Consider the following 23,654-nt stretch of genomic DNA (forward strand, 5'->3'; position numbering starts at 1 on the left):
GGACGAATGACAATCAAGGCGGTATGTTTTGACCTGGATGACACGCTGCTCTGGGATGAGCGAAGCGTAAAGGAAGCTTTTGCTGCAACGTGTGAACGCGCTGCGGCGAAAATTGATGGATTAAACCCCGATCAATTGGAAGAAGCCGTACGCCGGGAAGCTCGGGGGTTGTATGAATCCTATGAAACGTATCCTTTCACAACGATGATTGGAATCAATCCGTTTGAAGGGTTATGGGCGACATTCTCTGCTGGAGAACAACCGGAATTCCGCCAGTTGGAGCAGTTAGCTCCAACCTATCGTAAGGAATCCTGGCGGCGCGGTCTGCTTGCGCTTGGCGTTGATGACGAGGAACTGTCCGGTGAACTGGCGGAACAGTTTGGCCGCGAACGGCGTGCCCGTCCTCATGTATACGAGGAGACTTTTCAAGTGTTGAAGGAATTGCAAGGCAAGGTGAAGCTGCTGTTACTTACGAACGGCTGTCCAGCCTTACAGCAGGAGAAGCTGGATGGTGTGCCTGAGCTGGCGCCTTTTTTCGATGAGATTGTGATCTCCGGAAACTTCGGTAAGGGCAAACCCGATCCATCCATTTTCCGCCACGCCTTAGAACGGTTAGGGATCGAACCGAATGAAGGAATCATGGTTGGTGATAAGCTGACGACGGATATCAAAGGTGCGCTAAGTGTTGGTATGACCGCCGTTTGGATTAATCGAGACGGCAAAACACTTACCGGTGAGATCGTACCGGATTATGAGATCAAGCATTTGTCCGAACTTCATGACCTCTTAGCGAAGTTGGCATAACTCAAGTTGGCTTGTAGTGAATCAGAAGTAAGGTATTCTTAGGCGGTGGAAGGGGGAAATCTGAATGCGAATCAAGGGAAAAACGGGGCTGCTTGTTGCCATCGTTCTTGCGCTCATTGTTGTCGCTGGATGCAGCCGTAGTGAATCATCGTCTGCTTCAGCGGAAGAAGCGGCACTGCAGCCGATTCAAGTTGAGCTGGACGTAACACCAGCTGCAGCTAAGGCCGGTGAACCGGTGACGTTTACAGCCAAAGTAACCCACAACGGCGAGAACGTGGATGATGCGAAGGAAGTTATGTTCGAATTTTGGAATACAAATGACGATAACGCAAAGCACAATCAAGTCCAAGTGAAGAGTGCCGGCAACGGAACCTATGTGCTGGAGCATACTTTTAAGGAACCTGGAACCTATGAAGTGATTTCCCATGTTACGGCTCGCGATCAGCACTCCATGCCTTCGAAGCAATTCACGGTGGAATAAGCTGACAACTGAATCGGTGCTTTTGTTAAAGGAGCTGCTGTTCTCCATTTGGAGAAGGCGGCTTTTCTATTAAATTGATCCTCCTAATAAGGCGAATTTCCGAACTTTAAAAGAAAAGATTTGTAGCGTTGTTCGGATTTTAATTCAGGGATGACCGATAGGATAACAAGATCTTGAATGAAGTGTTTCACTTGGAGATTTCACGGAACTCTCTTTTCTTCAACGCTTTATTCTGTTAAACTATATTTTAACGTTTTACGGGAGGGACATGACATGAGTAAACCAAGCCTGCTCGACAGAATGAAAGAACGAATATTGATCCTCGATGGCGCCATGGGCACCATGATTCAGCAGGAAAACCTGACTCCAGCCGACTTCGGCGGTGAAGAGCTGGACGGCTGTAACGAAATGCTCGTGCTCACCCGTCCGGATGTGATCCGTGGCATCCACGAGAAGTATCTCGCGGCAGGTGCTGATTTGATAGAAACGAATACGTTCGGTGCGACATCTGTCGTGCTGGCTGAATATGATATTCCGCATAAGGCACGTGAAATCAACTTGGCTGCGGCCAAGCTGGCGATTGAAGCAGCGGAAAAATATAGTACTCCGGATCATCCACGCTACGTGGTAGGCATCCTGGGACCCACAACCAAGACCTTATCCGTTACTGGCGGTGTGACGTTCGATGAGTTGACGGCCAGCTATGCGGAACAAGCTACGGCGTTAATCGAAGCTGGTGTTGATGCGCTGATGCTGGAAACTTCACAGGATACACTGAACGTAAAAGCCGGGAGTATCGGAATTAAACGGGCTTTTACCGAGACTGGAACCACGTTGCCTCTGATGATCTCCGGCACCATCGAGCCGATGGGGACAACGCTGGCGGGTCAAAATATCGAAGCCTTCTATATCTCGCTTGAACATCTGAATCCGATCTCCATTGGACTTAACTGCGCAACGGGACCAGAGTTCATGCGTGACCATATCCGCACTTTGTCTGGACTAGCGAAAGCAGCGGTAAGCTGTCACCCTAATGCCGGTTTGCCGGACGAAAACGGCACTTACCATGAGTCCCCGGATTCGCTTGCCCAGAAGATGTCTGCTTTTGCCGAGCAAGGTTGGCTGAATATTGCCGGCGGGTGCTGCGGTACGACGCCTGCTCATATCGCTGCATTAGCGAACACGCTGAAGGATTACCGGCCGCGTAAGCTGAACGGCAGCCATTTGCCGGCACTTTCCGGTATTGAGCCGGTTTATATCGAATCAGCAAACCGACCTTACTTGGTCGGAGAGCGAACAAACGTTTTGGGATCACGCAAGTTTAAACGGCTGATCGTGGAGGGCAAATACGAAGAAGCATCGGAAATCGCCCGGGCGCAAGTGAAGAACGGAGCACAGGTTGTCGACGTGTGCGTCCAGGATCCGGACCGGGATGAAGCGGAGGATATCAAGAAGTTCCTGGAATTGGTGGTCAAGAAAGTCAAAGTCCCGCTCATGATTGACACGACCGATCCGAAGGTGCTGGATATTGCTCTACAATATTGTCAGGGCAAATCGATTATTAACTCGATTAACTTAGAGGACGGCGAAGAGAAGTTCGAGCGCGTCACGCCGTTGATTCATAAATACGGTGCGGCTGTGGTCGTAGGTACGATTGATGAACGCGGGCAAGCGATCACGCGGGAGGATAAGCTTGAGGTTGCTAAGCGTTCCTATAATCTGCTCGTAAACAAATATGGTCTGCAACCGGAAGATATCATCTTCGATCCGCTCGTATTCCCTGTAGGGACAGGGGATGAGCAGTACATTGGTTCGGCCAAGGAGACGATCGAAGGGATCCGCCTGATCAAAGAGGCATTACCAAAAGTTCATACGGTGTTGGGCATCAGTAACGTCTCGTTTGGTTTGCCTGAAGCCGGCCGCGAGGTTTTGAACTCTGTTTTCCTGTATGAATGCACCAAAGCAGGACTGGATTATGCGATCGTGAATACGGAGAAGCTGGAGCGCTATGCAAAAATTCCGGAAGAGGAGCGTCGTCTGGCGGAAGAACTGATCTATAATACGAATGATGAAACGCTGGCCGCCTTCGTAGCAGCTTTCCGGAACAAGAAGGTAGAGAAGGCCGTAACTACCACTCAGCTCACGCTGGAGGAACGGTTGGCTTCCTATGTTGTAGAAGGAACCAAGGAAGGGTTAATTCCTGATCTTGATGAGGCGCTTAAAAAGTATACCGCCCTGGAAATTATTAATGGCCCGCTGATGGCAGGGATGGAAGAGGTGGGCCGGTTATTTAATAACAATGAATTGATCGTTGCCGAGGTATTGCAAAGTGCCGAAGTAATGAAGGCATCGGTAGCGTACCTGGAACCGTTTATGGAGAAGAATGAAACCAGCGTAAAAGGGAAAATTCTGTTGGCAACGGTGAAGGGCGATGTTCATGATATCGGCAAAAACCTGGTTGAGATCATTCTGTCCAATAACGGTTACCAAATTGTGAATTTGGGCATAAAAGTACCACCGGAACGCATTATCGAAGCGTATCGGGAGGAGAAAGCGGATGCGATCGGACTCTCCGGTCTGCTGGTGAAATCGGCTCAGCAAATGGTCACAACGGCACAGGATTTGCGGAATGCCGGCATCGACGTCCCGATCCTTGTAGGCGGAGCGGCGCTCACCCGCAAATTTACCAAAACGCGGATTCGGCCAGAGTACGACGGCTTGGTCTTGTATGCCAAAGACGCAATGGATGGTCTCGATTTGGCCAACAAGCTGATGGATCCGGTCGCTCGGGAGCAAATTCGCCTGGAAGTAGAAGCGGAGAAAGAAGCGGATAGCGCTGTAGCCGTTGCTGAGCCGCTGCCGGAGCTTACGCGCGTGGAGCGTTCCAAGATTTCTACCGATGCGCCGGTATTTACTCCACCGGATCTGGAGCGTCACGTCCTGCGTGATTATCCGATTGGTCACATTACGCCTTATATCAACATGCAGATGCTGTTAGGTCATCACCTAGGACTCCGCGGTTCTGTGGAGCAGCAGCTGGCGGCAGGTGAGACAAAGGCAGTTCATCTGAAGGAGACGGTGGATCAAATCCTGCTCGAAGCGGTCACAGACGGCATCATCCGCACGCAGGCGATGTATCGGTTCTTCCCGGCACAATCATCCGGTAACGATATTCTGATCTATGATCCGGCTGAACCTGGCAAGGTGCTCAAGCGATTCAGCTTCCCTCGCCAGAAGGTCGAGCCTTACCTGTGTTTGGCGGATTTCCTGAAGTCCGTGGACAGCGGGCAAATGGATTACGTTGGTTTCCTGGTTGTAACGGCAGGGCAAGGCGTTCGAGAATTGTCCGAGAAATGGAAAAATGAAGGCGAGTATCTGCGCTCCCATGTGCTGCAGGCGGTAGCGCTGGAGCTGGCTGAAGCGCTGGCGGAGCGGGTTCACCATATTATGCGGGATACTTGGGGCTTCCCGGATCCGGCGAATATGACGATGAAACAGCGGCATGGAGCGCGTTATCAAGGGATTCGCGTCTCGTTTGGTTATCCGGCCTGCCCGGACCTCGAAGATCAGCAGCTGCTGTTTGACTTGATGCATCCGGAAGACATTGGTGTCACGTTGACGGAGGGCTTCATGATGGAGCCGGAGGCATCCGTCTCAGCGATGGTCTTTGCACACCCTGAAGCGCAATATTTCAATGTGGACAAAGCCGGGAACTAAGCCCGTCATGCAACCTTTGCAAAACCCTCCGAGATTCGGAGGGTTTTGGCAATCTGTACGTGTATCGATGTATCATTCTAGCGTAAAGGACGAAATGGCATGGAACTTTACTTTTTAGGGACGAATGCAGGGGTACCGTCCTTGGAACGGAACGTGACTTCAGTGGCGTTGCGTCTGCTGGAGGAACGCCGTTCGCTCTGGCTGTTCGATTGCGGTGAAGGCACTCAGCATCAGATCCTGCGTTCACCGCTGAAATTAAGCAAGTTGGAATATATTTTCATCACCCATTTGCATGGTGATCATTTGTTTGGCTTGCCTGGGCTCATTTCGAGCCGTGCCTATCAGGGCGGGGATACACCTCTCGTCATATACGGTCCCAAAGGCCTGAAAAAATTCGTTGAAACGACGCTGTCGCTTAGCGAATCGCGGATTAACTATAAGCTCGAGCTGGTGGAGCACCAGGGCGGTGTCCTGTTCGAGGACGATTCGTTCCGGGTTGAAGCGGCGCTGCTAGAGCACCGGATTGACAGTTACGGGTATCGAGTAATCGAAAAAGATTTGCCTGGTAAGCTGGACTCCGCTGTGCTGGAGCGTTGCGGCATTCGTCCAGGCCCGCTGTACGGCAAGCTCAAACGCGGGGAAAGCGTGGTTGCGCCAAATGGCGAGACGGTTCATGCCAAGGATGTGCTGGGGATGCCGAAGGCTGGCCGGATTGTCACTATCCTAGGCGATACGCGGCCGTGTGATTCTGTGCTAACTTTGGCTCAAAACGCGGATATGTTGGTTCATGAGGCAACTTTCTTGCATGAACTAGCGAAGACGGCCCACGACTATCACCACAGTACGGCGAAGCAAGCGGCGACTGCTGCGAAGGAAGCCGGGGTGCAGCAGCTGCTGCTGACTCATTTTAGCTCGCGTTATAAATCAGACGATCAGTTGCAGCGATTAGAAGAAGAGGCGCGTTCCGTCTTTCCAAACTCGCACCTAGCCCGGGAACATGTCCTCTATCCAGTGGCACGCCGCTGCGGGCGGAAATAATTATTTTCCGGGAAAGCGCAGGAACTGACAGGGCATTTCAAAGTTTGTCAAGAGGAACAAGACCGATTTATGTCACTGTTCGCGATCGTTCGACGCCAAACGGCGGACTCAAACTTTGAAATGACATTTCCCCTAAATTGAACGGAAAAATTTGCCTGACCCCTAGGTTCCTAGGTACAATAAATAGAGACACGGTCGTATCGAAAGGATGAGGATTTTGCCAAAGGGTTGGAAGGCCTATCTCATTGATTTAGACGGCACGTTATATCATGGGCCTCAAATGATTCCCGGTGCGGACGAGCTGATCTCCGCCTTACGCGCGCAGCGAATCCCTTTTCTGTTCGTGACGAACAATTCTTCGCGGACACCGGAGGAGGTCGCTGCACATTTGAAAGCGATGGGCATATCGGCTCAGGCCGAAGAAGTCTGTACCTCGGCCGTAGCTGCAGCCAAGTATATTGCCGAAGAACAGCCTGGCTGTAAAGTCGCAGCCATTGGTGAGACTGGTCTGATAAAGGCGTTGGAGGATGCCGGATTACAAATAGTCTTGGAACATCCGGACGTAGTAGTGCAAGGCATCGACCGCCATTTTACATACGAAACATTAACCCGGGCTGCCCGTTGGATCCGAAGTGGGGCGCGTTATATCCTAACCAATCCAGACTTGCTACTGCCCTCCCAAGACGGCTTAATGCCCGGAGCGGGAACGATTTCCGCCGCGGTGCAAGCTGCATCGGGCGTTAAGCCGACGGTGATTGGCAAGCCGGCTGCGCCGCTGATGGATTTTGCCATCGCTCAGCTGGGGCTGGAAGCTTCGGAAGTGGCGGTAATCGGCGATAATCTCAATACCGACATCGCTGCAGGGAAGCATGCCGGCTGCGGGACCATTCTAACCCTAACCGGCGTCACCACAGCGGATAACCTGCCGGATTATGTGAAATCTTCCGGTGTAGAGGCGGATGTAGTGTGCCGCGATCTTGCGGAAGTCCGTGAACGAATTTGCGGAAATCGTGGATGATCCTGTTTTATTTTATGAGATGAACTAATGATCGAACTTACGAACTTATACGGATGAAGGGAAAGATGTACCATGCCGGAATTGCCGGAGATGGAAAATTATCGAATCCAGCTGTCTCAGCATATTTTGGATCTCCCCATTACGGGAGTGAACATCGGCCGGGAGAAATCCGTGAATTTGCCGGTCGCAGACTTTACACGGGAACTGATGGGTAGACAGGTGATCTTCATTGAACGTCGAGGCAAGAACCTGTTGTTCCATCTGGATAATGGGCGAAGATTGATGCTCCACCTGATGCTGGGTGGGTTACTGTACCTCGGCTCCAAGGAGGATCGTCCCGACCGGAACACGCAGGTGGAAATCACCTTTGGTGAGAAGCTAGTCCTGTACTTCATCGGGTTGCGTCTTGGTCATTTGCACTTGCACAGTGCCAAGGAGGCTGAGGAGCTGCTTTCGCACTTAGGCCCGGAGCTGCTGGATCGGCGGATGAACGAAGAACGGTTTACCGCACTGCTGCGCAAGCGGCGGGGAAGTCTGAAGACGACCCTCGTCAACCAGGACGTCATAGCCGGCATTGGCAACTGTTACGCGGATGAAATTGCGTTTGCGGCCCAGTTGCTGCCGATGGCGAAGCTGCAAAATTTCAGCGATGAAGATTTTTCACGATTGTATCAAGCGGTTCGGGATGTGCTCATCGAGGCAACCGAGGCTGGTGGTTATATGGAGATGCCGTTAACCCGGGACGATCAGTTGACCGGTGGGGCCAACGAGATCTGCAGGGTGTACGACCGGGAGGGAGAGACCTGTCCCCGCTGCGGAGATACCATCGTCAAAGCGGAAATGAACGGGCGTAAAGTATTTTACAGCCCGGGCTGTCAGCATGACCGATAAGGTGAAGGTTGGGGGACACCTTAGCATTCGAAGCGGTTATCTTGGGGCTGCCAAAGCTGCGCTACAGATGGGGGCCGGCGCTTTTCAGTATTTTCCAAAAAATCCACGGAGCCTTGCAGTCAAAAGCTTTGATCCGCGGGATGCGGAACAATGCCGAACATTTTGCGAACAACACGGCTTGGTCTCCATTGCGCATACCCCTTATCCCAGCAACCTCGCGATCAGCAAGGAGACTGACGGCGAAGCATATGGCCGAGTTGTACAGTCGTTGCGAAATGATATGGAAATCGCTGAAGCGTGCGGATCGATTGGGATTGTGGTACATTTTGGCACATTTAGGGCAGGAAACCCCTTACAAGGATACCAAAATATTATACAATGTATTAATGATGTGCTATCTGACTGGCAAGGTTCCGCGAAGCTGTTAATTGAGAACCAGGCCGGTGATCACGGCGACATGGGGATGACGATCGAGGAGTTGGTCCAAATCCGCAAATTGTGCCGGGATTCGGAGCACATCGGCTTTTGCCTCGACACCTGCCATGCTTTTGGGGCGGGGATGTGGCGGGGTGAAGGGGACGAGAGCTTTGCGGCCAAGGCCAAGGAGCTGAAGTTCTGGGACGGTCTCTGTGCCGTTCATCTTAACGATTCAAAATACCCGGTATTATCGCGAAAGGACCGTCATGCCCGTGTGGGGCAGGGCCATATCGGCGAAGCCGGCTTTCGCTGGCTTCTGCAGATCGACGCGATTCGGAGAACCCCGCTTATCTTTGAGAGCGAAACCGGGGAAGACGGGACGTACAGAGAGGATATGGAGCGAGTGAGACGGTGGGCGGAGACCTAGAGAGAGAACCGGGCTCCGCTTGGAGTGAAATACCGCGGGAAAGGAAGAACACTATTGATTCATGTATATATGGACGATTTTCGCCGATGTCCGCAGGGATTTACGTTAGCGCGCACCGTCGAGGAGTGTCTAGAATTGCTTCGCTTGACGGAGGTAGACATCTTGTCGCTGGATTACGATATGGGGCCGGATGAACCTAACGGTACGGAATTGGCAGCTGCCATGGTGCGGGAACGGCTTTTCCCTCGTGAAATTTATCTTCACACCTCCAGCATGTCCGGGAAAAAGAGTATGTACGAAATTTTCTATCAAGGCTTGCCGGAGCATGTGAAGCTGCATAACGGGCCGATTCCGTTCGAACGGTTGGAGGAAATCGCCCGAAATTGCAAGGTGCCGCCGCAATCGAAATGGATATGCACGGCGAATCATGGCTTTGCTCCTTATGCCCAGGAGGAGCTGCGCCGCATGTTTGGCAGCGTCAAGAGTACGATGCTGGTTCCCGGCGAGGTTTTTGCCGCTTCGTTGCAGGCGGTGCCGGAGGATGTGCAGCACCGGCTGCGACAGGATCCGCCGATTTTTCTGCGGCATGTATTTCTGGTTGATTGGGAATGGTGTCCGGTTGAAACGGAAGAGGTCAATCCTGTGCAATGGTTGGAACCGCTGCGCAAGTATCTGATGGCGGATTTCCGGCTTCCAGGCGCCAAGATTGCCGTGCAAGCGCGCAAATCAGACGACGGACTATGGCCGGGAACCGCGCCGGAGTTGAAGGACCGTCTGCAGGAATTACTGCAGGACGTGTGTGTAGGGGAATTCGTGGTAAGGAATGCCGACTGGATCATTTCAGTGTTTGCCGGGCAAGATCGGATATTTGCCGGTGTCGCGCATCCGCAGGATAACCTTTCCGACTGGAACGGCGGGGCAATCCGCTTCCGCAAGGAGGAGGGGCAAATCTCGCGGGCGAAGTTCAAGTTGTTGGAGGCGGAAGCTACGTTTGGAATTCCGTTTGAATCGTTCCGCGAAGCGCTGGATATTGGCGCGGCTCCCGGGGGGTGGACCTCGTTCCTGCTGGAACGCGGATTAAACGTAACGGCAGTGGATACGGCGAAGCTGCATCCAGCATTGTTATCTTCGCCTAAACTGACGTTTTTGCAGCGTAATGCGAACAGGGTGAAATTTAAAGAAAATCAATTTGATCTGTTGGTTTGCGACATGAGCTGGAGTCCCAAATTGACGGCTAAGCTCGTGACTGAACTGCTCTACGCCTTGGTTCCGGGAGGGACTGCCATCGTGACAGTGAAGCTGCTGACGAAGAAACCGATGGCGTTAATTCAAGAGGTGATCACTCAATTTGAGGAAGCCCGCCTGCAAGTACAAAGAGCAAAGCAGCTATTTCATAACCGGGATGAAATCACGCTGTACATGATTAAATATTAATGGCGTGAATGAAGTGGCTTTAAAAAAAGCTTTACATTTTCCGCCATCCGTTCTATACTAATTCCAAAATTATACATTGAACTCGATTAGGGAAAGCATCCCCAGTCATTGATATCGGCCGTAGGGTCGGGAAATGACGGGAGGTGGCTTTCCCTTTTTTGCGTTCAAGAAAGGAGGAGGTATGACTAGGTTCGTGTCCAAGCTCGTTCCTGGTGACTTGCTGGCTGGGCGTTACCGGATCGAACGCTTGATTGGTCAGGGAGGAATGAGCCGGGTGTATTTAGCCGAGGACATCAAGCTGCCGGGAAAGAACTGGGCTGTGAAAGAATGCTTGAATGTACCCGAAGCGCCGATATCTGTCGCGAAAGAGGTCAAGCTGCTGATTACATTAAATCATCACCGTCTGCCACGGATCGTTGATTTTATTGACCCCGACCGGGACGGATATTCCTATATTGTGATGGATTATATCCAGGGCGTGCCATTGGATCAATTTATTCGGGCAAGAGAAGGGCGGTTACCGCTGGAGTTGATCCTTCGATTTGGTCTGCAAATCGCGGAAGGGCTGCATTATTTACATCGACATGAGCCTCCAGTGATCCACCGGGATGTGAAGCCTGCCAATCTGCTGGTTGATGATAAAGGCGAGCTGAGGTTCGTCGATTTTGGAATCGCCAGAATCTTTTCGGTGGGGAAATCGGAAGATACGGTGCAGCTTGGCACGGTTGGATTTGCGGCACCAGAGCAATATGACAATCGCCAAAGCGACGCGCGTACGGATCTGTATTCTTTAGGCGCAGTCCTGCTCTATATGGGAACGGGGGGCAGATATACGGTGTGGACATCCGAAGCGGCGGTGGCCTTACGGGAACATGGTTGTGAACAGCTTCGTCCAATCGTGTCCAAACTGCTGCAGGTTCGCCCGGAGGAGCGGTTTGTTTCGGCTGAGGCGGTAAGTGAGGCCTTGACCTTATTGTTGAGGGGGTTATCAGATGCCAGTTTGGCGGCCTCAGGTTCGAATGCCCGAATAGCTGACATGGTTGCGTACAACGGTCGCCCGGCATTGGTCAGTGTTATGGCTGCCTCAGCCGGGGCGGGTGCAACCCATACTGCCATTGCGCTGGCCCACACAATGGCACGGAGCATGAAGAAGGTTGCGGTCGTGGAGATGAACCCCAAATCAACGGCTTTTGTTAGGTTAGTTCAGCTGTTGGAGGGTGATGAATATGCAGCTGAACTGAACAATAGAGGGCGTTTTCGGGTAGGTCAAGTGGTTTATGCCAAGCTGACGTCCCGAGCAGATTTTCTCGCGATGTTGTCGGAAGGTTTCGGATGCGTCATCTGTGACTTGGGGACGTGCCGCAGCAAGGAGCTGATGGAGGAATTCCACCGTGCCGACTTATCTATCGTCGTTGGTGCAGGAGCAGAATGGAGGGCCGGAGAGATCGATCGCTTCGTCGAAACCTTCGGCGTCAAAGGTCAGATCCCTGTATCTTGGAGGATCTGTATCCCGTTTGCTTCGCCTGCCCGTTTACGGCGAATTCGCAGGGAGCTTCATTTTAAGGGCGTATATGCTCTTCCTCCCGATTCGAATCCGTTTGATCCCGGACCGTCAACTGCGGCTGCATTGCAGGAGGTTTGTGAGCATCTGCTCTTGAAGAGCAAACGACCAGGACTCAGGTTACGGATGAAAGTCAAACCATAGAAAGGAAGTGCTACAGACGAATGCCTAGATTAAGGCAAAAAACGAAGCAAATGCTGTTATCCGGATTGGTTGGTGTTGTTACAGCAAGCATGGTGTTTGCGGGGTATACCTTCGTGCGGGAAAGACAGGTTCATGCTGAGAGGAAAACCCTGGTTCAGGATTATGAAGCTAAGTTGGCCAGTTTGCGTGAGCAGGCTCAACAGCGGATGGTTCAGGGATGGGTACCTACACGAGATATTCCTGCTGGCAACCTCATTGCAGCAAGCGACTTAAAACGGGTGGAGCTTCCTGCCAATAGCGTGCCAGCGGACCTCTTTACATCGCAGGAAGCCGTTGCCGGGAAATATGCCAAGGTTGCGCTGCGTTCCATGACGCCCCTGACGGAGACGCTCGTCTATGAAGAGGCTCCGGTTCCGGACGATTTACGTTGGCGGGAAATGGCGTTTGTACAGCTTCCACAAGTATTGAAGGCGAACGATGTTATTGATATTCGCATTCAATTTCCAACGGGCCACGATTATATTTTGCTGTCCAAGAAGAAAGTCGCGAATCTGAGCTCTGATACGATCACGGTGACGCTGGATGAAGCCGAAATTCTCTCGTTATCCAGCGCGATCGTAGACGCTTATTTACATAAGGCTTCGATATATGCGCTCGCCTATGTCGAGCCCAATTTGCAGAGCAAGCCGGTCCCGACATATCCAGTAAACGAAGGCGTGATGGAGCTGATTCGCAAAGATCCGAATATCGTGGAGAAAGCGGAACATGCGCTTAAACTCAGCAATATGGCCCGAAGCGGCTTGGAACGGGATCTCTCCGCTATGTCGCCGCAGCGTGCCAGTGAATTTGCTCGTCAGACCACTGTTTCGCGTTCACAAACAGAGGTTCGGGGCTCGGATCAACCCGCTGGTAACATCGTTTCGGATGGAAGATCAGGTGACCGAGACCAATTTGAGCTCGATCCAGCAAGTTGAGAGGAGGAAAGGATTTGGCATGAAAAGATGGATGTTCGTAGGCAAGAGCGACAAAAGAGACTTGTTACTTTATTTTAGCAGCGTTTTGGCGGCATCCGGCTCCAAAGTATTGCTCACAGATGGCACAGAAAACAGTAAATACCGTTATTCGATTGGGGATGGAGATTCCTATCTTCCTTTAACGGAGTTTTGTGGTTTTGATGTTGCTACCGGGACGTCGGGCTTCATGAGCGCTGTATCTATGGAATTAAGCAATGAAGACCCGTCCACCGATTACGACTACATATTAGAAGATATCGACACGCCTAATGGTCTCACTCCTGAACGGTTGATGTCCGCAGATGAAATTGTTTGGGTCACCACGTTCGATCGTTACGAGGTTGAGGTAAGTGCCGGGTGGTTCCGCAGCTTGTGTCAACATTGGCCGGAGCTGCGGGGGCTGGTTGTTCGGCCGGTCTTTATCCGTACGGTCGACAGCGGGGTGAACAGTCGATATATTCTGGGTCTGTTAGAAGACCTTCCGCTGGAATGGCACTCCGAAGCGATTTGTATCCCTTGGGATGAATCAAATTGGGCTGTTCACTTGGAAAATGAACATTTGCAGCAGCTACGCCTTCGGAGCTTCTCCCGTTCCTATAAAAGGGCGGTGCGCCAACTGCTTCGTGAGCTGGCAGGCTGGGATTATTCGATCGCTAAACGTGCTGTGCGTCAAGCGGAAAGGAGACAAGCATGAGCCGCTTTGTGTTTTGGGATGGCGGACTAGGCCGCGCCGCCGAAGCTGCTGTGTCTACCGCTGTTACGTTAGGGCTGCGACATCCACAACGTCTGCTCCTGCTTAATGATGCGCCCGCTGGACGCGGCTTAGAGGAAGGCATCGGACAAATCGTCCGTTTGCATAGCGATACCTTCGGGGAGGGAGGGGTTCCAGAGCATGGCCTGGATGCACTGCTGCGCTTGCAGTCCAGCGGGCGGTTAACGGCGAGCAATTTTAGCGATTATACCGTCCCGTTGTTGCGTGGACGGCTTGACCTGGTGTGCGGAACGCGGATAAGCAACTCGGCGAGGATGGAGCCGGATAACGAGGTTATCCCTGAAATACTGGCGATTGCAGAACAATCGTACGATCGCCTAATCCTTCTCGAGCAAAAGCTACGGTTAAGCGAGGCGCTGCAGAAGCTACGCGAAAGAGATGTTCTCGTCGCGGTATTGCCGCATCGACTAGGAACCTTGGATGGTTGGTTGGCGGATGCGGCTCCTTATCTAGGTGAATCGAACAAAAAATTGCTTTTTGTCATTTCACCCTATGATCCGCGGTCCCGCTGGGGGCTAAATAATCTGAAGCGGCGTTATTCCGGCGTGCAACGCTTGATCGGGATACCATATCATACCGGGTTCGCGGATGCTTGGAATGCCCGGAACATCCTAGCATATTTTCGCCAATCTCCGATTTGGTCGAAACGTAAGGGGGAGCGTGAGCTTCTTATGAAAGGATACGCCGAGCTCGGAGACATGCTGATGGAAATGGCCGCCGAAACGGGTGTATCCATTTCACCGAAGGAAAGGGGGGCATAGAGTGTGAGCGGGCTGATGAACGGGATAATTATTTCGCTTCTTCTCCTGGCGGTTCTGATCTTATTGTGGCGCAAGGTTAAAATGACGAGACCCGGTAGAGTGGAACGTCCTACTGGACAGGATCGCTTTGAATGGTCAGTGATTGTAACCTACGTCAAAGAACGATTGCATGACCTTAGCCGTACGAGCGGAGCGGATTGGGGCCTAAACGAGGAGGCATGGAACCGTAAAGCGAAGGCGCGTGCAGAACTGCGCCAAGCGCTTCGGGGCTGTGCATATGGGGATCCAAAGGACAAGCAATACATTAAGTCATTTATTCGGGACTTGCTCACGGGCGATTACGGGATTAACGAGCACAATATCGATCGGATTCTGCCTTTTCATCGCCAAGAGCTGTTAACCGCCCAGGACCGCTTCGATCTCGTGTTATACCTCTATAAACAGCGGTATGGCGCCGACGGTTTAGCGCAGATGATCGAAGACTATGCGCTGGATGAAGCGAAACTGCCAAAAACGTCGGAGGGTTCCCCGGTATACGAAATTACGGGTGAGGACATCGACCGTATCTTTTTCTTAGAGTTTCGGCCTCTGGCGTTCCAAGAGAAGTTGGATCTTGTCGTGCAGCGTGTTTTCCAAATGTATAAGGGCTTCTCGGTCGTGGACGAGCTGAGGGAGATGCGGATCGACGGGTTGAGCGGCGGAGTAAGCGGGATTCCAAGTGGATATGGAGCCATTGAGCCTGCCTCTGGCATTGGTCATAGATATGAGGGGAGCGAGTTATTTCCTGTAGATGAGGATGGGCAGCAACTGACCCGTTCATGGGAGAGCGTCTGGATTTTCTATCGAGGGAAGAGTATCCGCCTGTCATTTCTATCCTTTGGCAGTGAAGCGGAGTTAAAGCGTGTTTGTCAGAACATCTATAAATTCAATCTGCCAGGCCAACTATCTGAGGTTAACGGATATAAGGTGAACGAGATGCAGGACGGTTCGCGGATTGTTGTTGTTCGGCCGCCATTTGCAGAGTCATGGGCTTTTTTCGTGCGGAAATTCGATATGATGGGTACCTCGTTGGAGCACTTGATCCAGGGAGAGAACGCCGAGCTGCCGATCGGACTGCTGAAATATTTCATGAAGGGCAGCCGGATTACTTCGATTACGGGTTCGCAGGGATCGGGTAAAACAACCTTATTGATGGCCATGGTCAAGTATATCTATGCCGCATATACGTTGCGTGTCCAGGAAATGTCCTTTGAACTGCATTTACGCCGCTTGTACAGTGGCCGTAACATTTTAAGCTTTCGGGAGACGGACTACGTGAGTGGGCAAGCCGCATTGGATCTTCAGAAAAAGACGGACGGCACCGTCCACATATTAGGGGAGATCGCTACGGACGAGGTTGCTGCCTGGATGGTACAGATGGCACAGGTAGCCAGCTTGTTCACAATTTTTACGCACCATGCCAAGACGTTTCGCGATCTTATAGAGTCGTTACGCAATTCGCTGCTCAAAACCGGCGTATTCCGTGACGAACGAGTCGCTGAACTGCAAGTGGCAACCGTGATTGACTTTGACGTTCACCTGCGCCGCGATATGACGGGGCGGCGTTATATCGAGCGGATCACAGAATGCTGCCGCCGGGAGCCAAGGTATGGGCCTGAACAGGAAGATCAGGATTCCTACCCAGCGGCTGGAGGTCCATCAACTTCAGTACATTATGCCCACTATCAAGAACGGGTGATCATGGAATACCGAAATGGCCGTTATGTTGCCGTGCAACCGATTTCTCGTCAGACCCAAGAAGCTATGATACGGGAAATGTTGCCGGAGGACGTCGCCGAATTTGAACGTTTTGTTAGCTCGTATTGGGGGGAGAAGGTTGGAGCTTAAGTCGATCCTTCTGATCGTGTTAGGAGCATCAGCCCTAGGTGGCATCGGCTTGTATGCTGCAGGGCAATGGCTCGGAAGAAAGACAAACCCTCTATGGGTAGACGCCGGGAGTACGGCCGGAGCTTCTTCTAAGCAAACACTGAGCAGGATACGGCAATGGGGGTCTGCGTTCCTGCTGAAGTCGTATGCCGCTTGGATGAAGGTGCCTGCGCTAAGGTTTTATGTGGGGAAAATCCGCATGCGGCTCGCACTAAGTTATCCCCAGGATGAGTTGAAGCTAAGATGTCAAACGATGAAGCTTGTTTATGGAATCACAGGGGCATTTGGTAGTTCGATTGCGATCTTAACCGCGTTGCATCCCGACGTGTTGTTTGTTTTGTCACTGCTGATCACGGCTGTCGTCTTGCAAGACTTGCTCCTTGATGGTTATGTCAATCGATTACAAGTCAAGTTGCTGGAACAGCTGCTTGATTTCTTCGCTGCCGTTCGACATGCCTTTCATCGACATGGCATGGTATCTGATGCAATTGAGGAAGCTGGCGAAGCGGCGGGACGTGAAATTGGGGTTCATGCCCACTGGATTAGCGAGGCCTTAGTCGATGCTGACCCGGACATCGCCTTGGAGAAATATTACGAGAAAGCTCCCAGTCGCTATTTAAAAGCTTTTGCCGGCATTTCCCGGCTGGTATCGGAGTACGGTGATCGAAAACGCACCGAAGGTTCGATGTACCTGCGCAGCATCAGCCGCCTGACTGGAGAAGTTCAGTTGGAGCTTATCCGCAGAAGACGGTTGGATTATTTACTGAAAGGGCTGCATGTCATCGCTTTAGTACCGGTCTTTTTTACGAAGCCGGTAGAGATGTGGGCCAGAGGGCACTTCCCGTTAATGGATGGGTTCTATTTAAGCAAAGCAGGGATGGTGATCAAAGCGGGTCTATTTCTGACCATCCTGCTCTGTTATGTGTTGCTGCAGAAGCTGAAGAATGAAGAAGAAACCGCTTATCGAGCCAAACATGCGAAACTATCGTGGGAAGCCAAGGTCTATACGCACCCAATCCTTGGCCGCTTTTGCCGCAAGTTCGTTCCGACGTCTGAATCCATAGCCTATCATCGTATTTCACAGCTGCTCAAGGAGACAAATCATCAGCTTCGGATCGAAGCGTTTCAGGTTAGACGAATCAGCATTTTGTTGCTAAGCTTCATCCTTGCTCTCGGGGGATTTCTTATGCTTCATCAGTTAACGAAGCAAAGGATTTTAACGGAGCCTCCAGCCGTATCTACCTTTTTTGGCGCTTTGCCAGAGGACACGGTTGATGCCGGACGACAGGAGGCTGTAAGAGATGCTGTGGTGATGCGTCACTTAGGCATGTCACCCAAAGCCAGTTATGATGAAGTCTTCCGCTCTGTTTCCAAAGTGCTGGAGGATGCAGGGGAAGGGAAAGCCCATGAAGCGATAGCAGAAGCAACTCACAGAATCCTAGACAAATTACAGCGCTGGAATGAGGAATATCTCAAATGGTGGGAGTTTGGATTGGCTTTGCTAGCCGGATGTGCCGGATACTACCTGCCGCTATGGATGCTTTACTTCCAGCGTTGGATGCGATTGATGGACATGCGGCATGAGGTATATCAGTTTCTGACGATGATCGCAATCCTGCGGGAACTGGAGCGGATTTCCGTGGAAGAAATTTTGGAATGGCTGACCTCTTATGCGGTGATCTTCCGGGAGCCTTTGCAAAAATGCCTTTTAAACTACAGCTTCAGCCCTGAGGAAGCGCTGTTGGAGCTGAAGAAAGAGGTCGTTCTGGAGGAATTCCAACGGTTGGCGGACAAGCTCTTGCTCGCATCGGAGAAGCTGTTAGTTGCCGATGCCTTTGACGATCTTGATAGCGATATGTCCTATCAATTTGAGCGGAGACGGTTGGATTACGAGAAATCGCTGGATATCAAAGCGAATTGGGGTCGCATCATCGGTTTTACACCGATGTATGGGCTGGTCTTCGCCTATTTAGTCATTCCGCTCATTTGGATGAGCTTTGAACAAATGAACTTCTATTTTGAACAACTCCAAAAACTATAAAGGATTTAAGGAGGCATTTATCCATGAACAACGCATCATCCGCACTGAAGGTTGCGGCCGGAATCTTTTTGACCATCGCTTTGATTACGATCGTAGTTATTCTTTTTGTTTCTGCCCAGGAAGCGACCAAAACGGCGCAAAACAGCTTTTCCGACATCCAGACCGAATTGTCCCAAGCCGCTTTTACCGTATATGACGATACGACGGTTAGCGGTTCGCAGGTCACTAATGCCTTACGGAAGTTTAAAGATCGCGATCAATTTGGCATTCTGGTGAAAACCGGGAAGAACAGAGGCGGAGAATGGTATGGAGATATCCTGAACGTCAATGACCCTGAGTCCTCAGAATTTTACGGTGCGGTGATCAATCACAGCAATGTGCCAATTAGCAATGCCTGGGACGAACGGCTTAATGAATATGTCAATCCAAGCGGCAAGTTCAAGGCGAAGGTAGTTAAGGACAGCTCGAATGTGGTTCGGGGATTGATATTTACGCAAACCACACTCCTCCCGTAGAGGCGTAGGCTGGGGGCATCATTTAAGGTGATTAATCATGTGAAAAGTCTGGTATGGTTGCTTTTCTCCGTCAGCTCTTTTCTTGCAGCTACGATTTATATGCTGGACATCGGAACGAATCAAAACGCGTTCTACGACGCGCTCGCGGTTCAGTTGCACGGCGTTAGACGCAGCGTCTACGCGCATGAAGGAAAAGTGCTCACAAGCGAAGAGGAGGAGAGACCCCTCTATGAAGATCCTCAGGGAGAAACAATCGGCGGATATACCGGGAATGATCTGCTTCATCGGATTCCGGATTGGATCGAGCTCGGAGTAGAGATTGAGGTTGATGGGGAAGTGCTGAACAACGTCTCGCTTGGTCCCATGGAGGACATGTTGGAGGTAAGTCGCAAACGCGCTTTGCAAGTATTGAATTTACGAGCGAAATACAGCGTGGAGAATAGGTATGATTCTTCAGGGAAAGTGACCCGGGCGATCATTCATAGAAAGTAGGTTGCAGTAAATGGTGAATGCCTTGTCCAAAATAACGGCCGCACTCCTTGCCGTACTGCTCCTGTTTCTGTTTCCAGCGTTACAGACTGCTCAACGTCACGAAGATCTTCGATATTTGTCGGCGTACCATACGTTGGTTCAGTTTGCTGATGCCGTGCGAAACAAAGGGTTCGTCACGCCGGACATGTATGAGGATTTTGTTCATGAATTGGAGCGTTCAGGAGGAGGTTATGAGGTTGAGCTGGAGCATCGCCATAAGATCTATCATCCGGAATATGGCGATCCGGCTGACCCAGGAACGTTTTTAGGTGATTTCAGCGTTGTATACGATGCGTACTATACTTCCGATATTTTGAAGGCCCTTTTTCCATCTGAGACAGGGCAGGAAGGTGTTCCATACAAGCTCGAGGCAGGGGATTTCTTCACTGTGACAGCCTATGATCGCTCTCGGAGCCTGCTGGATATTCTATCGGAGTTCCTATATAACGATACAGGGAAGCAGGGAACGTCTTTGCTCACCTACGGAGGTATGGTGCTCAATGAAGATTACTGACTGGGCCGTGATTTTTGTCATTATTATTGCTCCTGTTGTTTGGCTGGGCGGGCTGCGAGCGGAAAATTTACGGGAGGTCAATCGGCTTGAAACCCGCTATACTTCCGCCTTACGCACGGCGGTTCATGATGCAGCGGCTTCGCTAAATCGGAACGAGCTGCAGCAATTCGAGAGCGGATACGGTTCCTCCAAATGGATGCGGGCGGATAAAGAACAAGCCCTTGCCGCACTGCTTCGGAGCTTGTCTTTGAATTTCGGCGTTGCCGACGATCTGACGGGTCAGCAAATCCTCTTAGGTTATATCCCCGCGATCGTTGTCATGGATTATGACGGATATTTTCTGTATACAGCGGACTTGGATTTGAGCAGTGATACGTGGACTTATCGATGGCAGGATAAAAAGCCCTATACCTATTTAGACGCTAGCGGGAACAGCATTGCATTTACGCTAGACAGGCAGGTGACGGCTTACGATGCCGCGACAAACCGGTGGGTCAGCGGATTGCAAAACGAGATCAAATCCGAGGTTTCCATCCCGCTGCTGCAAAATGAGGCTCTTTTTGATGCTGTTCGGCGTGCAACGATCGTTCGGCGGATAGAAGAGGATCTCGCTCAGGCGATTCGCCTTCATAATCAGATTGCGGCAAAGCTGGGGGTAGATTATACGTTTACGCTACCGGTGATCCCCCAGGAGGAGTGGAACAATACGTTAGATGATGTCGGCATGCTGGTGTTTCTACAAGGCATTCCCGTAGGTGATCACTACTATAACAACTACGCCTTCGGCGGGGGAAGATTAGATTTGGCCCCGGCGGTCATTGGAGCCGTTGATCCTAACACGGGAATAAAATATTACTTTCGGGAGAGCTGTGATCGCGCTAATGCGTATAGTTATCGCGAAGAGGAGATCTTCCCGAATGAACGTGCGGCGGCCGAAAAGGGGTATTTTCCGCTGGATTGTAGAGAATCCGCACCTTAAGCGTGAGGGAAACTCCTTTGAATTCTTGCCCTATCTGTACTATGCTTGAATCAATCCATCGAAGCGGTTGTTTTACCGGAATTCGATAAGAAGACAAGCTTTGGCGAGGGGAGTACGGAAATTGGAGAGAACACATGCGCAACAGCAACAGCAGCATGAACATCAGATGCCGGATCGTTATTCTCGGCAACGATTGTTTGCACCGATCGGGCATGCAGGTCAAGACAAGCTAGGACAAGCAAAGGTACTTGTCGTTGGTGCTGGGGCGCTTGGCACAGGGATCGCTGAAACACTCGTTCGCGCAGGTGTCGGTCATCTAGTCATCGCGGATCGGGATTATGTGGAGTGGAGCAATCTGCAGCGACAGCAGCTCTTTTCTGAAGCGGATGCAGCGGGACGAGTACCAAAAGCGATCGCGGCCAAGCAACGGTTAAATGCTATCAATAGTCAGGTGCAAATTGATGCCCATGTCATGGATGTTGATCCAGAAGAATTGGAACACCTCATTCAGGGCGTTGACCTCATCATGGATGCTACAGATAATTTCGATACGAGATTAATGATTAACGACATCTCGCAAAAATATCGCATCCCCTGGATCTACGGCGGATGCGTGGGCAGTTACGGGATCACATATACGATATTGCCCGGCAAGACGCCTTGCTTAAACTGCTTGCTAGGAACTGTGCCGTTGGGCGGGGATACTTGTGACACGGTAGGGGTGATCCCGCCTGCCGTTCAACTAGTCGTAGCCCACCAAACAACGGAAGCGTTAAAGCTGCTCACCGGGAATATCGAGGCATTGCGAGGCACACTGCTGACCTTTGATCTGTGGCGAAACGAGCAAACCTCCATCAAAGTGGGGACGGCCAAACGGGAGGATTGCCTTTCTTGCGGAAGCAAAGCCTCTTACCCATATCTGTCTGCGGCCGGCAATCGGAAAACAGAGGTGCTTTGCGGCAGGGATACGGTGCAGATTCGTCCGGCAACCAAGCGGAAGCTAGAACTCCGTGAGATGGCGGTGAGACTGGAACGATTGCAGGAGGGGAAAGTGGAGGTTAATCCGTTTCTGCTCTCTTTTACAATAGGGGAGAAGCGGTTGGTTCTGTTTGCGGACGGGAGAGCGTTAATCCACGGCACGCAAGATCCCTCTGAAGCCAAAACGATCTATGATCGCTATATAGGTTAAGGACCAACATGGATCCTTTCGGGGGAACCGAATGGTTTCCCGGCGGAATGACCATCTTAATAATGGATTGGCAGATGCAGGTAAGGTGGTCGCGCGATGAAAGGTTACATTTTGCTTGTTTTAGAGGATCCGACTCATGGAGAACACATCCATGCTGGATTAGTGGAAGCCGGCTATCGAGTTAATTGGAAGCAAAGCGGCTCCGGCGTGCTTCGGATCATCGAAGAAGAGATTCCGGATCTGCTGATGCTTGGGGCGGATTTGCCTGATGACGCTTCCGAAGTGCTTCTAGAGGAAATTGGGCGGTTCGCTCCGTTTCCGCTGATCCTTCTGCTGAAGGAGTGGGACACCGAGGACGTTGTCGCCGGCTTTGCTCGGGGAGCCAACGATGTCGTTTCAATCACAATCCCGATGGCTGAGCTGTATGCACGGGTGGGTCATTTGATCGCGCTGTTCAAACGGTTAGGGGATGGTTCCTTAACTGAATTATCTTTTGAGGATTTACGAGTTGAGCTGCGCAGCCGCAAAGCGTGGAGGAACGGGGAATCCATTCGTTTAACACCGAAGGAATTCGATCTGCTGCTCTTTTTAATGAAGCGAGCGGGGAAGGTGTGCGGACGGGATTTGATCCTGCAGCAGGTTTGGGGGTATGATTTTTCAACCGGGACCAACGTGGTGGATGTCTATATCCGGCATTTACGCAAAAAAATCGATAAAGGCCATTCACGAAAGCTGATCCACACCATTCGCGGCACCGGGTACATGTTTGGTTAAACGTAAAACGGACGGGTTGTTCATCTTATGGCAATGGGAAAAGTCGTTGCGATCAATAGATCTATGCAACGACTTCTTCATTTACAAGTTAGGCTTGTCCGACTAGAGGACGCGACGAGCCTTCAGATATGTTTTTTTCCAGTTACCAGAGTTCAAATTCGAAATCGTTACCCCTGGCTTCCCATAAGTATGAATAATTTTTCCGTTGCCCATATAGATCGCTACATGAGTTACGTTCTTCCCGTTTGCCCGGCTGCCGCTGGAGAAGAAGACCAGATCGCCCGCTTTCAGATTGGATTTCGATACTGCTGAGCCAACTTTAGCTTGAGCAGCGGAAGTACGCGGCAGAGTAACGCCATATTTCTTCATAACATACTTCGTAAAGGAAGAGCAGTCGAATACCTTAGTCGTCGAAGTCGATGCTCCGAATTTATAAGGAGTGCCTATAAACTTCTTCGCGTAGTTTACAACCTGCGTGCCTTTGGATACAGCAGTGCTTGTTGCCGATTGGGCTTGTACTGGTTCAGCCCCGCCTGCAAGCAGCGTACCGAAACCAAGGGCGGACACCAGTCCGACCGTCAATACTTTTTGGAATAGATTGCGTTTCATCATGTTGTAATACCTCCAAGTTCTGATTTGACCGGTTCGTTAGTTGGAGTATAACAGATTTGTAATCTCCTATATTTTGGTATAATTCCCTAAAAACC

At 51.2% G+C, this 23,654-nt stretch carries 21 protein-coding genes and 1 pseudogene; 21 read left to right on the forward strand and 1 reads right to left on the reverse strand.

Features of this window, described 5'->3' with window-relative positions; genetic code table 11:
• The first annotated feature begins 6 nt into the window (after positions 1 to 6).
• From PBA01S_RS01105 to PBA01S_RS01200, 21 genes and pseudogenes are all read left to right on the forward strand, one after another.
• Positions 7 to 804 carry an HAD family hydrolase gene (locus PBA01S_RS01105; protein ID WP_016312041.1) on the forward strand — a complete coding sequence of 266 codons (798 nt, stop codon included), beginning with the start codon at positions 7 to 9 and terminating at the stop codon, positions 802 to 804.
• Between the two features lie 64 nt (positions 805 to 868).
• Positions 869 to 1,285, forward strand: coding sequence for a FixH family protein (locus PBA01S_RS01110; RefSeq protein WP_127575119.1), 417 nt, complete (start codon positions 869 to 871; stop codon positions 1,283 to 1,285).
• Positions 1,286 to 1,558: 273 nt separating this feature from the next.
• Positions 1,559 to 5,002 (forward strand): methionine synthase, encoded by a 3,444-nt coding sequence (gene metH / locus PBA01S_RS01115; protein WP_127575120.1) that lies wholly within the window; start codon positions 1,559 to 1,561, stop codon positions 5,000 to 5,002.
• A 99-nt stretch (positions 5,003 to 5,101) separates the two neighbouring features.
• On the forward strand, positions 5,102 to 6,040 hold the full coding sequence (rnz, locus tag PBA01S_RS01120) for a ribonuclease Z (RefSeq protein ID WP_016312044.1): 939 nt from the start codon (positions 5,102 to 5,104) through the stop codon (positions 6,038 to 6,040).
• Between the two features lie 208 nt (positions 6,041 to 6,248).
• Entirely contained in the window at positions 6,249 to 7,058 is an 810-nt protein-coding gene (nucF, locus tag PBA01S_RS01125) for a 5' nucleotidase NucF (protein ID WP_127575121.1), read from the forward strand.
• Between the two features lie 72 nt (positions 7,059 to 7,130).
• Positions 7,131 to 7,949 (forward strand): Fpg/Nei family DNA glycosylase, encoded by an 819-nt coding sequence (locus PBA01S_RS01130; RefSeq protein ID WP_028537559.1) that lies wholly within the window; start codon positions 7,131 to 7,133, stop codon positions 7,947 to 7,949.
• On the forward strand, positions 7,939 to 8,793 hold the full coding sequence (locus tag PBA01S_RS01135) for a deoxyribonuclease IV (protein WP_127575122.1): 855 nt from the start codon (positions 7,939 to 7,941) through the stop codon (positions 8,791 to 8,793). The genes PBA01S_RS01130 and PBA01S_RS01135 overlap by 11 nt, the downstream gene beginning before the upstream one ends.
• Positions 8,794 to 8,862: 69 nt before the next feature.
• Positions 8,863 to 9,090 (forward strand): annotated as a pseudogene (locus tag PBA01S_RS23015) (cyclic-phosphate processing receiver domain-containing protein); the annotation flags it as partial.
• A gap of 66 nt (positions 9,091 to 9,156) precedes the next feature.
• Complete coding sequence (locus tag PBA01S_RS01140; protein WP_127575167.1) at positions 9,157 to 10,227, forward strand: SAM-dependent methyltransferase; 1,071 nt, start codon at positions 9,157 to 9,159, stop codon at positions 10,225 to 10,227.
• A 181-nt stretch (positions 10,228 to 10,408) separates the two neighbouring features.
• Positions 10,409 to 11,932, forward strand: a complete 1,524-nt coding sequence (locus tag PBA01S_RS01145; RefSeq protein WP_085168946.1) for a serine/threonine protein kinase — start codon at positions 10,409 to 10,411, stop codon at positions 11,930 to 11,932.
• A gap of 20 nt (positions 11,933 to 11,952) precedes the next feature.
• Complete coding sequence (locus PBA01S_RS01150; protein ID WP_127575123.1) at positions 11,953 to 12,906, forward strand: SAF domain-containing protein; 954 nt, start codon at positions 11,953 to 11,955, stop codon at positions 12,904 to 12,906.
• Positions 12,907 to 12,925: 19 nt separating this feature from the next.
• Positions 12,926 to 13,639: a hypothetical protein gene (locus tag PBA01S_RS01155; RefSeq protein ID WP_085168944.1), complete on the forward strand. Its 714-nt coding sequence runs from the start codon at positions 12,926 to 12,928 to the stop codon at positions 13,637 to 13,639.
• Positions 13,636 to 14,478 carry a hypothetical protein gene (locus tag PBA01S_RS01160; protein ID WP_085168942.1) on the forward strand — a complete coding sequence of 281 codons (843 nt, stop codon included), beginning with the start codon at positions 13,636 to 13,638 and terminating at the stop codon, positions 14,476 to 14,478. Before PBA01S_RS01155 ends, PBA01S_RS01160 begins: the two co-directional genes overlap by 4 nt.
• Positions 14,479 to 14,493: 15 nt before the next feature.
• The gene (locus PBA01S_RS01165) at positions 14,494 to 16,365 is read left to right on the forward strand and encodes a P-loop NTPase family protein (protein WP_127575168.1); all 1,872 of its coding nucleotides are present in this window, start codon (positions 14,494 to 14,496) and stop codon (positions 16,363 to 16,365) included.
• Positions 16,355 to 18,445, forward strand: a complete 2,091-nt coding sequence (locus tag PBA01S_RS01170; protein ID WP_127575124.1) for a hypothetical protein — start codon at positions 16,355 to 16,357, stop codon at positions 18,443 to 18,445. The genes PBA01S_RS01165 and PBA01S_RS01170 overlap by 11 nt, the downstream gene beginning before the upstream one ends.
• A 23-nt stretch (positions 18,446 to 18,468) precedes the next feature.
• Entirely contained in the window at positions 18,469 to 18,960 is a 492-nt protein-coding gene (locus tag PBA01S_RS01175) for a hypothetical protein (protein ID WP_016312055.1), read from the forward strand.
• Positions 18,961 to 18,999: 39 nt separating this feature from the next.
• Complete coding sequence (locus PBA01S_RS01180) at positions 19,000 to 19,452, forward strand: hypothetical protein (protein ID WP_127575125.1); 453 nt, start codon at positions 19,000 to 19,002, stop codon at positions 19,450 to 19,452.
• A gap of 10 nt (positions 19,453 to 19,462) precedes the next feature.
• Positions 19,463 to 20,005 carry a hypothetical protein gene (locus PBA01S_RS01185; RefSeq protein WP_028537568.1) on the forward strand — a complete coding sequence of 181 codons (543 nt, stop codon included), beginning with the start codon at positions 19,463 to 19,465 and terminating at the stop codon, positions 20,003 to 20,005.
• Entirely contained in the window at positions 19,992 to 20,984 is a 993-nt protein-coding gene (locus tag PBA01S_RS01190) for a hypothetical protein (protein WP_085168936.1), read from the forward strand. Before PBA01S_RS01185 ends, PBA01S_RS01190 begins: the two co-directional genes overlap by 14 nt.
• Before the next feature lie 166 nt (positions 20,985 to 21,150).
• Positions 21,151 to 22,173: a thiazole biosynthesis adenylyltransferase ThiF gene (locus PBA01S_RS01195; protein WP_085168970.1), complete on the forward strand. Its 1,023-nt coding sequence runs from the start codon at positions 21,151 to 21,153 to the stop codon at positions 22,171 to 22,173.
• A gap of 96 nt (positions 22,174 to 22,269) precedes the next feature.
• Positions 22,270 to 22,947, forward strand: coding sequence for a winged helix-turn-helix domain-containing protein (locus PBA01S_RS01200; protein WP_016312061.1), 678 nt, complete (start codon positions 22,270 to 22,272; stop codon positions 22,945 to 22,947).
• Between the two features lie 102 nt (positions 22,948 to 23,049).
• Here the strand turns inward: PBA01S_RS01200 and PBA01S_RS01205 are convergent, their stop codons facing one another.
• Positions 23,050 to 23,559 carry a C40 family peptidase gene (locus tag PBA01S_RS01205; protein WP_009226190.1) on the reverse strand — a complete coding sequence of 170 codons (510 nt, stop codon included), beginning with the start codon at positions 23,557 to 23,559 and terminating at the stop codon, positions 23,050 to 23,052.
• Positions 23,560 to 23,654: the final 95 nt, after the last annotated feature.

Origin of the sequence: Paenibacillus barengoltzii NBRC 101215 (genome assembly GCF_004000745.1) — a bacterium.
In the GTDB taxonomy this organism is placed as follows: Bacteria; Bacillota; Bacilli; order Paenibacillales; family Paenibacillaceae; genus Fontibacillus; species Fontibacillus barengoltzii.

Excerpts from the sequence above, each read along its gene's own strand:
- PBA01S_RS01105 (WP_016312041.1), top strand. The coding sequence starts at position 7 with ATGACAATCAAGGCGGTATGTTTTGACCTGGATGACACGCTGCTCTGG.
- PBA01S_RS01110 (WP_127575119.1), top strand. The coding sequence starts at position 869 with ATGCGAATCAAGGGAAAAACGGGGCTGCTTGTTGCCATCGTTCTTGCG.
- metH (WP_127575120.1), top strand. The coding sequence starts at position 1,559 with ATGAGTAAACCAAGCCTGCTCGACAGAATGAAAGAACGAATATTGATC.
- rnz (WP_016312044.1), top strand. The coding sequence starts at position 5,102 with ATGGAACTTTACTTTTTAGGGACGAATGCAGGGGTACCGTCCTTGGAA.
- nucF (WP_127575121.1), top strand. The coding sequence starts at position 6,249 with ATGAGGATTTTGCCAAAGGGTTGGAAGGCCTATCTCATTGATTTAGAC.
- PBA01S_RS01130 (WP_028537559.1), top strand. The coding sequence starts at position 7,131 with ATGCCGGAATTGCCGGAGATGGAAAATTATCGAATCCAGCTGTCTCAG.
- PBA01S_RS01135 (WP_127575122.1), top strand. The coding sequence starts at position 7,939 with ATGACCGATAAGGTGAAGGTTGGGGGACACCTTAGCATTCGAAGCGGT.
- PBA01S_RS01145 (WP_085168946.1), top strand. The coding sequence starts at position 10,409 with ATGACTAGGTTCGTGTCCAAGCTCGTTCCTGGTGACTTGCTGGCTGGG.
- PBA01S_RS01150 (WP_127575123.1), top strand. The coding sequence starts at position 11,953 with ATGCCTAGATTAAGGCAAAAAACGAAGCAAATGCTGTTATCCGGATTG.
- PBA01S_RS01155 (WP_085168944.1), top strand. The coding sequence starts at position 12,926 with ATGAAAAGATGGATGTTCGTAGGCAAGAGCGACAAAAGAGACTTGTTA.
- PBA01S_RS01160 (WP_085168942.1), top strand. The coding sequence starts at position 13,636 with ATGAGCCGCTTTGTGTTTTGGGATGGCGGACTAGGCCGCGCCGCCGAA.
- PBA01S_RS01165 (WP_127575168.1), top strand. The coding sequence starts at position 14,494 with ATGAACGGGATAATTATTTCGCTTCTTCTCCTGGCGGTTCTGATCTTA.
- PBA01S_RS01175 (WP_016312055.1), top strand. The coding sequence starts at position 18,469 with ATGAACAACGCATCATCCGCACTGAAGGTTGCGGCCGGAATCTTTTTG.
- PBA01S_RS01185 (WP_028537568.1), top strand. The coding sequence starts at position 19,463 with ATGGTGAATGCCTTGTCCAAAATAACGGCCGCACTCCTTGCCGTACTG.
- PBA01S_RS01190 (WP_085168936.1), top strand. The coding sequence starts at position 19,992 with ATGAAGATTACTGACTGGGCCGTGATTTTTGTCATTATTATTGCTCCT.
- PBA01S_RS01195 (WP_085168970.1), top strand. The coding sequence starts at position 21,151 with ATGCCGGATCGTTATTCTCGGCAACGATTGTTTGCACCGATCGGGCAT.
- PBA01S_RS01200 (WP_016312061.1), top strand. The coding sequence starts at position 22,270 with ATGAAAGGTTACATTTTGCTTGTTTTAGAGGATCCGACTCATGGAGAA.
- PBA01S_RS01205 (WP_009226190.1), bottom strand. The coding sequence starts at position 23,559 with ATGATGAAACGCAATCTATTCCAAAAAGTATTGACGGTCGGACTGGTG.